The sequence below is a fragment of the Gordonia sp. Z-3 genome (genome assembly GCF_036233855.1).
Lineage (GTDB): Bacteria > Actinomycetota > Actinomycetes > Mycobacteriales > Mycobacteriaceae > Gordonia > Gordonia tangerina.
In genome coordinates this window covers 1-13,641 of sequence record NZ_JAZARS010000001.1, presented here as the reverse complement: position 1 = coordinate 13,641, position 13,641 = coordinate 1, and the positions used below count along the sequence as shown (strand labels likewise).

The 13,641-nt window shown below is 66.8% G+C and carries 11 protein-coding genes; 6 read left to right on the top strand and 5 right to left on the bottom strand.

Annotation, left to right across the window (positions count from 1 at the left end; genetic code table 11):
• Window positions 1–2 precede the first annotated feature (2 nt).
• Window positions 3–1,499, top strand: a complete 1,497-nt coding sequence (locus VX037_RS00055; protein ID WP_235723552.1) for an aldehyde dehydrogenase family protein — start codon at window positions 3–5, stop codon at window positions 1,497–1,499.
• A 38-nt stretch (window positions 1,500–1,537) separates the two neighbouring features.
• On the top strand, window positions 1,538–2,650 hold the full coding sequence (locus VX037_RS00050; RefSeq protein ID WP_328712816.1) for an NDMA-dependent alcohol dehydrogenase: 1,113 nt from the start codon (window positions 1,538–1,540) through the stop codon (window positions 2,648–2,650).
• An 81-nt stretch (window positions 2,651–2,731) separates the two neighbouring features.
• Here the strand turns inward: VX037_RS00050 and VX037_RS00045 are convergent, their stop codons facing one another.
• A complete protein-coding gene (locus VX037_RS00045; protein ID WP_266061617.1) occupies window positions 2,732–3,283 on the bottom strand; it encodes a sigma-70 family RNA polymerase sigma factor in 552 nt (183 codons plus the stop codon).
• A 148-nt stretch (window positions 3,284–3,431) separates the two neighbouring features.
• Here VX037_RS00045 and VX037_RS00040 point away from each other — a divergent pair, with 148 nt between their 5' ends.
• Complete coding sequence (locus VX037_RS00040; protein WP_266061619.1) at window positions 3,432–5,720, top strand: heavy metal translocating P-type ATPase; 2,289 nt, start codon at window positions 3,432–3,434, stop codon at window positions 5,718–5,720.
• A complete protein-coding gene (locus tag VX037_RS00035; RefSeq protein ID WP_266061620.1) occupies window positions 5,717–6,145 on the top strand; it encodes a hypothetical protein in 429 nt (142 codons plus the stop codon). The genes VX037_RS00040 and VX037_RS00035 overlap by 4 nt, the downstream gene beginning before the upstream one ends.
• 10 nt (window positions 6,146–6,155) lie before the next feature.
• Here VX037_RS00035 and VX037_RS00030 read toward each other — a convergent pair whose 3' ends face one another.
• Window positions 6,156–8,141, bottom strand: a complete 1,986-nt coding sequence (locus VX037_RS00030; RefSeq protein WP_287015664.1) for a cytochrome c oxidase assembly protein — start codon at window positions 8,139–8,141, stop codon at window positions 6,156–6,158.
• A 227-nt stretch (window positions 8,142–8,368) separates the two neighbouring features.
• Here VX037_RS00030 and VX037_RS00025 point away from each other — a divergent pair, with 227 nt between their 5' ends.
• Window positions 8,369–9,850: a PepSY-associated TM helix domain-containing protein gene (locus tag VX037_RS00025; RefSeq protein WP_328712813.1), complete on the top strand. Its 1,482-nt coding sequence runs from the start codon at window positions 8,369–8,371 to the stop codon at window positions 9,848–9,850.
• Window positions 9,847–10,515 (top strand): DUF5134 domain-containing protein, encoded by a 669-nt coding sequence (locus VX037_RS00020; protein ID WP_328712811.1) that lies wholly within the window; start codon window positions 9,847–9,849, stop codon window positions 10,513–10,515. Before VX037_RS00025 ends, VX037_RS00020 begins: the two co-directional genes overlap by 4 nt.
• A 30-nt stretch (window positions 10,516–10,545) precedes the next feature.
• On the opposite strand, the gene VX037_RS00015 is transcribed toward VX037_RS00020, so the two are convergent.
• The 3 genes from VX037_RS00015 to VX037_RS00005 all read right to left on the bottom strand — a co-directional run.
• Complete coding sequence (locus tag VX037_RS00015) at window positions 10,546–11,250, bottom strand: zf-HC2 domain-containing protein (RefSeq protein WP_277615078.1); 705 nt, start codon at window positions 11,248–11,250, stop codon at window positions 10,546–10,548.
• Window positions 11,251–11,342: 92 nt separating this feature from the next.
• Complete coding sequence (locus tag VX037_RS00010) at window positions 11,343–12,389, bottom strand: YdcF family protein (protein ID WP_328712809.1); 1,047 nt, start codon at window positions 12,387–12,389, stop codon at window positions 11,343–11,345.
• 133 nt (window positions 12,390–12,522) lie between these two features.
• Window positions 12,523–13,641, bottom strand: a 1,119-nt coding sequence (locus VX037_RS00005) for an HNH endonuclease signature motif containing protein (RefSeq protein WP_328712806.1), incomplete at its 5' end; no start/stop codon positions are given.

Below are 13,641 nucleotides of genomic sequence, written 5' to 3'. Positions count from 1 at the left end.
TCATGACCGCCGTCGCCACCGACCTGCACGCGCGGGTCCGCGACTTCATCACCACCGACCGTCCGATGTTGATCGGCGGTGAGTGGGTGTCGGCCGCTTCGGGCCGCACCTTCGAGACGATCGACCCGGCCACCGCACGCCCGATCACCTCGGTCGCCCACGGCGAGGCCGTCGACATCGACCGCGCGGTGCGGGCCGCGCGACAGGCCTTCGACGACGGCCCGTGGTCGCGGATGAAGCCCAACGAGCGCGAGCGGCTGCTGTGGCGGGTAGGCGACCTGCTGACCGAGCGCGCCGCCGAGTTCGGACAACTCGAGGCACTCGACAACGGCAAGGCCGCCACCATCGCGACCGCGGTGGACATGAACTGGTCGGCCGACATCTTCCGGTACAACGCCGGATTGGCCACCAAGATCACCGGCTCCACCGTCGACGTCTCGATGCCGTTCGTGCCCGGCGGCGAGTTCCACGCCTACACCCTGCGCGAGCCGGTCGGCGTGTGCGGGCTCATCGTGCCGTGGAACTTCCCGCTGCTGATGGCCGCGTTCAAGCTCGCCCCCGCCCTCGCCGCGGGCAACACGGTGATCCTCAAGCCGGCTGAACAGACTCCGCTGACGGCATTGCTGCTCGGCGAGATCTTCCAGGAAGCCGGGTTCCCGCCCGGTGTGGTCAACATCGTCACCGGCTTCGGTGATGCCGGTGCGGCCCTGGCCGCCCACGACGACGTCGACAAGATCGCGTTCACCGGTTCCACCGAGGTCGGCAAGAAGATCGTCGAGGCGGCCAAGGGCAATCTGAAGAAGGTGTCGCTGGAGCTCGGCGGCAAGAGCCCGAACATCGTGTTCGCCGACGCCGATTTCGACAAGGCGGTCGCCGGATCGGTGGCGGCATGGATGTTCAACCACGGCCAGTGCTGTGTGGCCGGCACCCGGCTGTTCGTCGAACGCCCCATCTTCGACGACTTCACCGCCGCGGTCGCCGAAGCGGCGTCGCAGGCAAAGATCGGACCGGGCCTGGATCCCGCCACCGAACTCGGCCCGTTGGTCAGCCAGGAACAGTTCGACCGGGTCTCGGGCTATCTGTCCGCCGGCCTCGCCGACGGCGCGCGCGCATTGACCGGTGGAAAGCGTTGGGGCGATGAGGGATTCTTCATCGAACCGACCGTATTCGTCGACGTCGAGCCGCACTTCTCGATCGTGTCCGAGGAGATCTTCGGCCCGGTCGTGGCGGCTTTGCCCTTCGACGCCGACACCGGTGTGGCCGCGGCCGCCAACGACTCGATCTACGGTCTGGCCGCCGGTATCTGGACCACAGATCTGTCCAAGGCACACAAGACCGCACGCGCGATCAAGGCCGGTTCGGTGTGGGTCAACCAATACAACGGATTCGACACCGCAATGCCGTTCGGGGGCTACAAACAAAGTGGGTGGGGTCGCGAACTCGGTTCGTCCGCGATCGACCTCTACACGCAGACCAAAGCGGTCAACGTCGCACTCTGATCACCTTCCCTCACCCTTTCGCAAAGGAGCGAACGATCATGAAAACCAAAGCCGCCATCCTCACCGGCGTCGGAAAGCCCTTCGAGCTCACCGAACTCACCCTCGATCCGCCCCGCGACGGCGAGGTGCTGATCAAGTACACCGCCGCCGGCCTGTGCCATTCCGATCTGCACCTGACCGACGGCGACCTGCCGCCGCGCTTCCCCATCGTCGGCGGCCACGAGGGTGCCGGGATCATCGAGGAGATCGGTCCCGGCGTCACCAAGGTCAAACCGGGCGACCACGTGGTGTGCAGCTTCATCCCGAACTGCGGCACCTGCCGATACTGTTCCACCGGTCGACAGTCGTTGTGTGACATGGGGGCCACGATCCTCGAGGGCTCGATGCCCGACGGGTCGTTCCGCTTCCATGACGGTGACACCGACTTCGGTGCGATGTGCATGTTGGGCACCTTCTCCGAGCGGGCCACCATCAGCCAGCACTCGGTGGTCAAGGTCGACGACTGGCTGCCGCTGGACAAGGCAGTGCTGGTGGGTTGCGGTGTGCCGACCGGCTGGGGCTCGGCCGTCTACACCGGCAATGTCCGCGCCGGCGACATCGTGGTGATCTACGGCATCGGCGGTATCGGCATCAACTCGGTGCAGGGCGCTGTGCACGCCGGGGCGAAGGCGGTGATCGTGGTCGACCCGATCGCCTTCAAACGCGACACGGCGATCAAGTTCGGCGCCACCCACGCGTTCGCCAGTGCCGCCGAGGCGCAGGAGACCATCACCGAGATCAGCTGGGGTCAGGGCGCCGACTGCGCCATCGTCACCGTCGGCACCGTCGACGAAGACGTGGTGTCGGCGGCCATCGGCGCCGTCGGCAAGGGTGGTTCGGTGATCCTCACCGGCTTGTCGAGCCCGGAGAAGTTCACCGTGCACTGGCCGGGCATCGACCTGACGCTGAACGAGAAGTCCATCAAGGGCAGTCTGTTCGGGTCGGCCAACCCGCAGTACGACATCGTCCGATTGCTGCGGCTCTACGACGCCGGCCAACTCAAGCTCGACGAACTGGTCACCACCACCTACAGCCTGGACCAGGTGAACGAGGGCTACCAGGATCTGCGTGACGGCAAGAACATTCGCGGTGTGATCATCCACGACAACTGACAGCCGCTCCGACCCCGGCCCGGACGCGATGACCCGTGCGCGTCCGGGCCGGACCATGTCCGGCCCCCGCAACCCAGTCGATCAACCGATGTGACGTTCCCCGGCCCGATAGGCGGCCATCAGATCGTCGCGCGCCCGCGCCACCCGCGACCGGATCGTGCCCACCGGGCAACTGCAGATGGTGGCCGCGTCGGCGTAGGGAATCCCCAGGATCTGGGTGAGCACGAACGCTTCCCGACGAGGCTTGTCGAGCGACTCGACGAGCATCTCCAGTTCCACGTGATCGTCGTGGCGCGTACTGCGCGCCACGACGGCGATGTTCTCCGGCGACGTGAGATCGAGCACCGGACGCGAAGCCGCCCGACGGAAGTGGTCGGCGACGGTGCGCCGCGCGATGGCCAACAGCCAGGTCCGTCCGGACGCCCCGGCACGGAACGACGGCATCGACCGAATTGCCCGCAGATAGGTGTCCTGGGTGAGGTCGTCGGCCATCCGGCGATCCGCCAGATACCCCACGAAGCGCCATACGTCGTCGCGCGTAGCCTGGACGAAGGCCTCCAGTGCGTGTCGGTCTCCGCGAGCAGCGCCCATGGCGAGCCGAGTCACCTCGTCGTCGTCGGGCCTCGTGATCACTCGGCAACCGTATCCGACGCCTGGGATCGGATTGTCGGTGCCGGGAACTTCTCGGCCCGGCACAACGACTACTCACTTGGAGGGATCTGCCGGCAGCACACGTCGGCATGCGTGAACGTTGGGAGGCAGGGTGACACAGGTCGCGCCGGTGAACAGCACGGCAGGATCCGACTCGGCAGGCGTGGTGCGGCGAGTCGAGCTGGAGGTGTCCGGCATGACCTGCGGCGCCTGCGCCGCACGCGTCGAACGCAAGCTCAACAAGGTCGACGGAGTACACGCGTCGGTGAATTACGCCACGCGTGTCGCGACCGTCGATGCCCCGCAAGCGCTCGATGACGCCGACCTGTGCGCGGTGGTCGACAAGGCCGGCTACTCCGCTGAACGCCGTTCGTCCGGCCCGGCCGACCCCGACGATGATCCTGATCTGCGCACCGCCGATTCGCTGTTCCGGCGGATGGTCATCGCCCTGGTGCTATTCGTCCCACTGGCCGACCTGTCGATCATGTTCGCGACGGTCCCCGCTACCCGGATCAGTGGATGGCAGTGGATTCTGATGGCATTGGCCGCTCCGGTGGTCACCTACTGCGCGTGGCCGTTCTACCGGGTTGCCGCACGGAATCTCCGGGTCGGCGCGCTGTCGATGGAGACGCTGATCAGTATCGGGATCATCGCGGCCACCGGGTGGTCGCTGATCTCGATGTTCGGCGAGGACGCCGAGGCCGCCGACGTCGGTGTGTGGGAGGCCATCATCGGCAGCGACTCCATCTATCTGGAGGTGGCCGCTGGTGTCACCGTGTTCGTGCTGGCCGGCCGCTACTTCGAGGCGAGAGCACGGTCCCGGGCCGGCGGCGCGTTGCGCGCATTGGCCGCGCTCGGCGCGAAGGACGTCGCGGTGGTGCTCCCCGACGGTGGGGAGATGCGTATCCCGGTCGGCGAGCTCAAAGAAGGCCAGCGGTTCGTGGTGCGTCCGGGCGAGACGATCGCCGCCGACGGTCTGGTGACCTCGGGGTCGTCGGCGATCGACATGAGCGCGATGACCGGCGAGTCTCGACCCGTCGACGTCGACGAGGGCGATGCCGTGACCAGCGGTACGACCGCACTCAACGGCAGGCTGGTCATCGAAGCGGCCCGCGTCGGCGACGACACCGCCTTCGCCGCGATGCTGCGTCTGGTGGAACAGGCGCAGAGCGCCAAGGCCGATATCCAGCGCCTCGCCGACCGCATCGCCGGTGTCTTCGTGCCGATCGTCATCGTGATCGCTGCGGCGACAGTGGCGGGCTGGCTCATCGCCGACGGCGACATAGACCACGCGGTGGGGGCCGGGCTTGCGGTGCTGGTGATCGCCTGCCCATGCGCGCTCGGCCTCGCCACACCGACGGCGTTAATGGTTGCCTCCGGGCGCGGCGCGCAGCTGGGCATCTTTCTGAAGGGCCACCAGGCCCTGGACGCCTCCCGTGAGGTGGACACGGTGGTGTTCGACAAAACCGGAACGCTCACCAATGGTGCGCTCGACATCGTCTCGGTGTCGGTGGCCGACGGCCACGCCCGCGACGGCGTGCTGCGCGCGGCCGCGACTCTCGAGGCGGCATCCGAGCACGCGGTGGCCAAGGCGATCGCCGCGGCGGCCGACGTCGACCCGGATGGCGTCGACGCGTTCGTCGCCGAACCCGGAAAGGGTGTGCGCGGCGTCGTCGAGGGACGCCGGGTCCAGGTGGGCTCGCCACGCTGGGTCGCCAAAGGGGCCGCTGTGCCGGCCGACCTGGCGCGCGACCGGCGCACCGCCGAGGCGGCCGGCCAGACCGTCGTATACGTGTCGATCGACGACGAGGTGTGCGGCGCAATCGCCGTCGCCGACACCGTGAAGTCGAGTGCAGCCGAGACGGTCACCGAGTTGCGGCGGCTCGGGATGCGCACGCTGTTGGTGACCGGCGACAACGCTGCGGCCGCGAAGAAGGTCGCCGAGGAAGTGGGCATCGACGAGGTGGTGGCCGAGGTGCTGCCCGACGAGAAGGTGGCCCGCATCGAGCGCTTGCGCGAGGAGGGCCGGGTGGTCGCGATGGTCGGCGACGGCATCAACGACGCCCCCGCTTTGGTGACCGCAGACCTCGGGCTGGCCATCGGCCGCGGCACCGACGTCGCGATCGCAGCAGCCGACATCATCCTGGTAAGGCACGATCTGCGTAGCGTGGTCGAGGCCCTCGGTCTGGCACGCGCGACCCGTCAGACCATCCGCACCAACATGATCTGGGCGTTCGGCTACAACGTCGCGGCCATCCCGATCGCGGCGGCCGGTCTGCTCAATCCGCTTATCGCGGGCGCGGCGATGGCGTTCTCCTCGTTCTTCGTGGTGTCCAACAGCCTGCGTCTGCGACGCTTCGCCGCAGGCCGCGAGTGGGCCGGCAACGACGCCGAACGCGCCGAGAAGGTGTCGGCGTGAGGGCCGCGATCCGGGGCAGGGCCCTGCTGTTGGCGGGCGTGGGCGCGGTCGCTGTATTCGGTGTGGCCGGGTGCGCCGAGGATGAGGTCAGCGCCCCGGATCGGGCCACCGAGTCCCTGATCGACAACCCGATCGACCCGTTGTCACTCGACACCGTGCTCGATGGTGTCGATGCGCAGGACCTGCCCGTGACCGCACGCCACGACGTCACCGACGAAGTGTGTCCGACGGCCGGCTGCGCATCGGCTATGGCCGCCGACGAATTGACCGTGCTCCACTTCCCCACCACTGGGCGCGCCGAGATCTACTTGGGCAAGCATCCGGATTCGTTCCAGGTGCTCGACATCGTCGTCACCTTCCCCGATTCCATCTCACCGCAGCAGCGCGAGGAGTACAGCCAAGCAGTGAAGGTGGCAGTGCGCTGAAGCGGTCGGTTCAGCGGTCTCGAGAGAGCTCCGAGAGCATTCGGTTGTAGGCGGTGAGTTCGTCGTCGTCGTAGGTGTCGGCGTGACGATCCCGGCGTTTGGCGAGCCGCCGGTCCTGGGTGGCCCACTGATGAACCAGGGCGATCACCACCAGCAACGCCGGCACCTCGCTGGCACCCCAGGCGATGGCGCCGCCCACGAACTGATCGCGGTACAGATCGTCGAGCCAGGGCAGGCCCAGGTACGTGTAGAACGTACCGCCGATCAGGGAGTCCATCGTCATCGTCGCGATGCCGAAGAACGCGTGGAACGGCATGACCGCGAACAGCAACCCGAGCCGACCCAGGAACGGCAGGCGTTTGGGGCCCGGGTCGATTCCGATGATGATCCAGTAGAACAGATAGCCGGTGATGAGGAAGTGCACACTCATCAGGTCGTGACCCCAGTGGTAGCGGGCCAGGGTGTCGAACAGGGACGTGAAATACACCCCGTACAACGAGATCACGAAGATGAGCAGCGCGACGATGGGGTTGGTCAGGATCCGCGTGAACCGCGAGTGCACCAACCACACGATCCATTCCCGCGGCCCGGGCAGGCCGCCACGCGCCGTCGGCAGCGCGCGCAGCGCGAGTGTCACGGGGGCGCCGAGTACCAGAAGTACCGGGATGAACATGTTGAGCGCCATGTGTTCGGCCATGTGCACACTGAACATCGCCATGCCGTAGGTACGTACCCCCGACGAGGTGACGACCAGCAGAGACAGGCAGCCCAGCACCCACGACAGCGTCCGCGTCCATCCCCACTCGATGCCGCGTCGACGCAGCCGCTGCACGCCGATCACGTACAGGACGGCCAGCACGATGGCGCCCACCCCGAGGAACAGGTCGGGACGCCACAGGAACGCCAACCGGGCCGCCGATGGACCGTCCGGGAGTTCATACCCGAGGAACACGTCCCACGCGGTGAACTCGTGCTCGAGCAATGCAGGCGCGGTTCGGGTGGCCATCCCGGCCAATGCGGCCTGCAGCGCGGTCGCGGCCACCACACCCGCCCCGAACAGCATCACGGTCCTCGGCGCAATCACCGAACTCCGGCGCAGCAGGGTCAATATCCGGACGTCGACCACAGAGCCCACCAGTGCCGCGAGAGCGGCGATAAGCGCCCAGCGGCCGTAGGCCGATGTGGCCAACTGCCCTATCGGGACCAGAAAACCGATCAGGATCAGGCCGTAGACGATCGTCACCGCGTCGAGGATGACCAGGGTCCAGGCGAGTCGTCGTCCGGTCTGCATCCGGTCTTGCTCGGGGGTGTCACGTCCGATCGTCGTCGCTGCGGCCACCCGTAGTCCGGTGATGACCGCTACCGCGGCCGCGAAAACGATCATCGCCGTCGTCGTGTAGTCGTGATTCGGGCCCTGCCCGGCGTTGCCGGCCACCGGGAGGGCGACCGCAGCGATCAGGGCGGGAATCACGAGCAATGCGTGAGCGGTCCAGGACAGGGTGATACGCACCACGATCGCGATCACCAGCGCGCAGCAGGCGCTGACGATCCACGCCACCGCCTGCTCGGAGGCCTCGACGATCTGCATGATCGCCGACGTGCTGAGCAGGGCGCTCGTCGACACTCCGGAGCGATCGGCCGCCGTGATGACGATCATCACGATCGCGCCGGCCAACCAGCCGAGCGCGGTCCGCTGCACGATGCGGTGGGCACGGAACGTCTCGATACCGATCATCCGGTGCGAATCGGGCCGCGCACAGATCGTGATGTAGACCAGTGACCCGATCGCGATGGCGGAGAGCATCGTGACCACGAAGTGCCCGGTCGGGAAGGCGACCGCGGTAAACCATCCGGGGAAGCTGTCCCCCGTCTCGCGGAAGCGGGTCGTCCCGGACACGATCGCCCCGGCTGCGACGGCCAGAGCACCGAGCACGACGCTCCCCCAGACCAACGCGCCCGGGTCGACGTGCCGACTTCGGCTGGCGGTGTTGCTCATACGGTCCTGAATGGTGTCGGCAGGCAGACACAGTTGCCTGAACAGTTCATGTCTCGTCAACTCTACGACCGCGCGTCGTTTCCACGAAAAAAGCGGCACAGGTCACACCACTGCGATTACGGGCCCCGGGAACCGAAAGTCCGTGCCGCGCGACTACTCATATGACGTCCCGACGCCGGACTTACAGCCCGTATCGCCCTTCAGCCCAAAGAAACGAGTTCTCCGCGATGACTGCCACCACACCACCCGAAGCGCCGCAGCCCACACCACCGAGACCGGAGCAGCGTTCGGGCCCGACCGCAGTGCCCAATGGGGCGTGGAACCGCTGGCGACCGCTCCTGCTGCGGTGGCATTTCTACGCCGGACTGCTGGTCGGTCCATTTCTGCTGATCGCAGCCGTGACGGGGCTGCTGTACTCGCTCGTCCCGCAGATCGACCGAGCGGTCTACAGCCACGAGTTGACCGTCGACTCCGTCGGCGACCAGCGACTGCCGTTGAGCGAACAGGTCGCGGCGGCACGCGCCGCACATCCCGAGGGGACGGTGAGCTCGATCCGTCCGGCGGAGTCGCCACAGGACACCACCCGGGTGGTGCTCGCCGTCGACGACGTTCCCGAGGACTATGGCCGCACTGTCTTCGTCGACCCGTACACCGGTGAGGTCCGCGGCGCGCTCACCACATTTGGGCAGTGGATGCCCGTGCGTGCCTGGTTCGACGCATTCCACCGCAACCTCCACCTCGGTGCGTTCGGCCGCAACTACAGCGAGTTGGCGGCGAGCTGGTTGTGGTTCGTCTCGTTGGCGGGGCTGGTGCTGTGGGTCGGTCACCGCAGACGCACCCGCAAGACCCGCCGCCTCCTCGTGCCTGACACCAAGGCCCCGAAACGGCAGCGCATGTTGAGCTGGCACGGCGCGATCGGAATCTGGCTCGTGATCGGTCTGCTCGCCTTGTCCGCGTCAGGTCTGAGCTGGTCACGCTGGACCGGGGCCAACATCGCCGATCTACGGAGCGCGATGTCGTGGACAACACCGTCCCCGTCGACCGCCTTGACCGAAGAACCTGCAGCGCAGAGTGGTGAGCACGACCACGGAACGACCGGTGCGGAAACAACCGGCGAGGCCGACCTGACCGACATCGACGGGGTCTACGCGGCAGCGACAAGTGCCGGGCTGGGCGGCCCATTGGTGATCACCCCGGCGTCGGACCCGGAGTCGGCCTGGTTGGTCGGTGAGAACAAGCGCAACTTCCCGGAGAGCTATGACTCAGTGGCCGTCGACCCGACGACCGACCAGATCGTCGACCGCGTGGATTACGCCGACTGGCCCTTCATGGCCAAAGCCACCTCTGCCTTCATCGGCCTACATATGGGCATCTACTTCGGGCTGATCAACCAGATCGCGCTGGCCGCGCTGGCGATCGGGCTGATCACCGTCATCATTCTCGGCTACGTGATGTGGTGGCGGCGGCGTCCGACGCGCTCGCATCGGGCTCTGGCCACTCCGCCTCGTCGCGGCGCGCTCGGCGAGCTCAAACCGGCCGAGGCAGTCGCCGTCGTCGCGGTGGTCGCCGTCGTCAGCTGGTACGTGCCCTTATTCGGACTGCCATTGGCGCTGTTCATCGCGGTCGACGCGGCCATCGGCGCACTGCGCAACCGCCGCTCTGCCCAGGCCGACAAGCAGGCGAACAGCGAGCAGGAGGTGCGTGCATGATCGACGATCTCTTGTTGCGGTGGGTGGTCACCGTCCTGTTCGGACTGTCGATCGCACAGTTCTCATACTCACTCGTTGCCCACCGCATGCGATGGACGGGTGTGGTCGGGCACCTGCTGCACATTGTGATGGCGCTCGCCATGGTCGTGATGGCATGGCCCTTCAGCATGGAGTGGCCGACAACTGGACCGATGATCTTCTTCGGGGCCGCCGCAGTGTGGTTTGTGGTGGCGGCCGCGGCCTTCGCGACCCAGGAACCCGAACGCGTCGCCCACGGTTATCACGCTGCGATGATGGCCGCGATGGCCTGGATGTACGCCGCGATGAATGGCGATATCCTGCCCGGCGCCGACTCGGGCGGTAGCCATGACATGCACACCATGGCGCTGGCGATGTCCGAGATGAACGTGGCGCACAGTCATTCTCCCGACATGGGTGACATGGACATGCACGCCGGTCTCCCGGGCTACGCCACCGCGATCAACTGGGTGTTGGGCATCGTGTTCCTGGTTGCGGCCCTGGGCTGGCTGTACCTCTATTTCAGCCGCAGACGCATCGCCGGCGACCCGCAGGAACGTGCGTCGGCCCTGCTCACGCACACCGGCGAATTGTCGCAGGTGTTCATGGCCGCCGGCATGTCGATCATGTTCTTCGTCATGGTGTGACCACGGCTGCCGGGTGATGGGGCAGCAGGTTCAGACCGCCCGATGATTGGGAGACGGACCCGACGACCACCGATCGAGGTCGAAACCGTCCGAGCGGCTACCCGGTGTCCGGGGCAAACTGCCCCAGGCCGCAAAGCCGAGGCCGACGACGACCGGTAGGTGCGAGAGCATTCGAGCGAGTGTCACCTGACCCGCGATCGCGTCGTGGATCACGTACCCGGCCAGCACCACGGTGAAGACGCTCAGCACCACGAGCAGTCCGGGCAGGGCACGTTGCCACCAGGCGGCGACCACCATGCACACCCCGAGCGCCAGCGCCCAGGCGGTCGTCTCGTTCACCAGATGTGTCGACTCCGGATGTCCACCATGGGTCATGCCGAAGTCGGCTCCGGTCATCTGCACCATTGCGATGACGATCTGGGCTGCTCCGGCAAGTGTGAGTCCGATGCGGACGATGTTGCGTCGCACTCCCAGGTGCACTGCGGCGAAGCTCGTCGCAGATGGTGGGGCGACCTCGTCGAGAACTGCAGATGACAGGTCGGGGACCTCGGAGCGACCCAATTCGGAGAGCACTCCGGACTGGCGAGTCGCCATCGCCAACCAGTCCCGGCAGGACGGACATTCTGCGAGGTGTTCGTCGACGCGGGCCGACGGAACTCCCTCGTACTCACCGTCGATTCGCGCGGACAATGCCTCGCGTGCCACCTCACACTGCACATCACCATGATGACCCATTCACCCGACAGCACCCCAATTCGTCGGTTTGGCTCGGCCTGCGCGACGGCACGCGTCGACCCGTGGCGCCCAGCGGTTGGGGGTTCAGCGCTCTAGAGCACGCGAACGAGGCCGGCCACCCATGGCACCGAGAGCACTGCGAGCACCGCGACGTTGAGCCAGAGATGATCGCGCAGGATCGCCACGAACTCTCGGACCTGCGCGTTCGGGACGAAGTAGGCCGCGGTGTGGGCGCCGGTACTGTATCCATCGATCCCCGCCGACCGCATGAGGGTCGCGGCCCGGAAGGCGTGGTAGTCGCTGGTGACCACTGCCGCCCGGCCCGTGATGCCGGTCTCGTCGAGCAATCGTTTCGTGTAGGCGAGATTTTCGGCGGTGTCGGTGGAGGCGTCCTCGATGCGGATGCGCCGATCGTCGACACCGTGTTCGACGAGATAGCGCGACATTGCCGACGCCTCGGATTCCATCTCGTCACCGCCACGTCCACCCGAGCACACCAGGATCGGGTCGCGGCGTGCGCGGATCGCGTTGTCCAGCAGTTCATGTCCGCGGTCGAGGCGACTGGCGAGCAGCGGGCTGACCCGGTTTCCGCCGAGCAGACCGGCGCCCAGCACGATGATCGCGTCGACCGATTCGGTACGAGCTTTTCGGCGGCCGTGTTGCGCGTAGAGCAGTGACCAACCGAGGAAGGCGACGAACACGAATCCGAGGTAACCCGCAGGCAGGCCCACCGCCAGTAAGACGAGCAGAAAACTATTGGAGGCCGCCGAGTCGAACCAACCGATCACCACGCCGAGAAACACCCCGATCGCGTAGCCGAACAACAAGATCCCGAGCAGCGTCGACAGCAACGTCGCCGGGCGCGCACCTTCTTTTCGGGCCAGGTCGAACCCGTTGACGATCAGGTAGATACCCAGGGCGATGATGGCGAGCAGGCCGCAGGCACCCATCGCCAGCAACACCCAGGCCTCGGTGACTTCGTTTCCGGTCGCCGTCAAGGCCAGGAACACAGTGATCATTACGAGCAGGGCGCCCGCGGCGGTCAAGTAGATTCCCGGTTTCAGACGACGGGGATCTCGCCAGGCACTCAGCACCCCGCTCAGCACGACCAGGGCCAGCAGCGCAGCGACCAGGAACATGCCCCAATCCTGACAGGCGGGCGCTCGCGGCGACGTCAGGTGTGCATCGGCGCCCAGCGCCGTGCAGCGAGAGAGCACCTCGAGGGGCGACTGATTCGCTTCCGCCGATCCGGATGCAGTGACAACGCAGCGGTCAGCGCGGGTAGGTGACGATGATCTGACCGGTGCGGGCGTTGCGCCAGGTGATGGTGCGGTCGGTGTGCATGGTCGGTATCCACGGCCCGTCATGTTTGCGGTCGTGGTCGGGGCGGCACAGGGGTGCGAGATTGAAGGCCACGGTCCAGCCGCCGGCCAACGGGTCGGCATGGCAGAACTTGAGCAGGTGGTCGAGTTCGCACTCCTCGGACGGTCTGCCGCAGTAGGGATAACGGCAGCGCCGGTCGAGTTGGATGATCTCGGCCCGCAACGCGGCTGACGGCTTGTAGGTCAGTGCCCCGGGTGGTGGGGTGGCGAAACCGCCGTGGCCGGTGGGGTCGATGGGTGGGGCCGGTGTGCGGTTGCCGAAGATGATCAACCCGCTGGCGGTGCGGGTTTCACTGGGGCGGGCGGTGACGGTGGTGGCGTGTGGTGCGATCCGCGCGGCGTGGGCGGGATCGATGGCGCCGTAACCCATCAGGCGGGTCGGGTCGAGACCGGTGGGGTCGTGGAGCAGGGTCAGGCCGGGGAGGACAAGGTCGGAATCGGAATCGGAATCGGTGTCGGAGTCGGTGTCGGAGTCGGTGTGAGCATCGGCCACGGCGGCGTCGTGCTCGGCAGGTGGTGCGGCGATGAAGTCTCGTCGAGGTTCCGGGGAGGGCGCGGCATCCTGAGTGATGTCAACGGCATTGGTTCCGGTGCCGGATTGGCTACTCTCGCCGTTGTCGTCGATGTTCGAGTCGCTGTCGCTGTCGACGGCAGTGTCGTCGTCGAGGTCGGCGAGGGTGATCGGCTGTTCTTCTGCCGCGTCAGGCCCACCCACCACGGGTTCGACGGTGGTCTCGACGGATGGAGCGGTGTCGGCCGTGGTGCTGTCAACCGACCAGTCATGGATACTGCTGTCACCGGCACTCGGGGTGGGTGTTCTCGCGGGTGTTGGATTGTTGGTGCGGGTCTGGCGGGCGGGGCAGGTGTCGTCGCCGCAGTGGCAGCGCAGCTTCGCGCCGGGAGCCTTGATGATCTCGGCGAACGCGGCGACGCGTTGGGCTTTGATGCTGCGCCCATCACGACGACACACCCGTCGGCTGATCAAGGCGCTGATGCGGTCGCGCAGGTG

Coding starts and splice junctions, on each gene's coding strand:
- VX037_RS00055 (WP_235723552.1), top strand. CDS start 3: ATGACCGCCGTCGCCACCGACCTGCACGCGCGGGTCCGCGACTTCATC.
- VX037_RS00050 (WP_328712816.1), top strand. CDS start 1,538: ATGAAAACCAAAGCCGCCATCCTCACCGGCGTCGGAAAGCCCTTCGAG.
- VX037_RS00030 (WP_287015664.1), bottom strand. CDS start 8,141: ATGAGCAACACCGCCAGCCGAAGTCGGCACGTCGACCCGGGCGCGTTG.
- VX037_RS00025 (WP_328712813.1), top strand. CDS start 8,369: ATGACTGCCACCACACCACCCGAAGCGCCGCAGCCCACACCACCGAGA.
- VX037_RS00020 (WP_328712811.1), top strand. CDS start 9,847: ATGATCGACGATCTCTTGTTGCGGTGGGTGGTCACCGTCCTGTTCGGA.
- VX037_RS00015 (WP_277615078.1), bottom strand. CDS start 11,250: ATGGGTCATCATGGTGATGTGCAGTGTGAGGTGGCACGCGAGGCATTG.
- VX037_RS00010 (WP_328712809.1), bottom strand. CDS start 12,389: ATGTTCCTGGTCGCTGCGCTGCTGGCCCTGGTCGTGCTGAGCGGGGTG.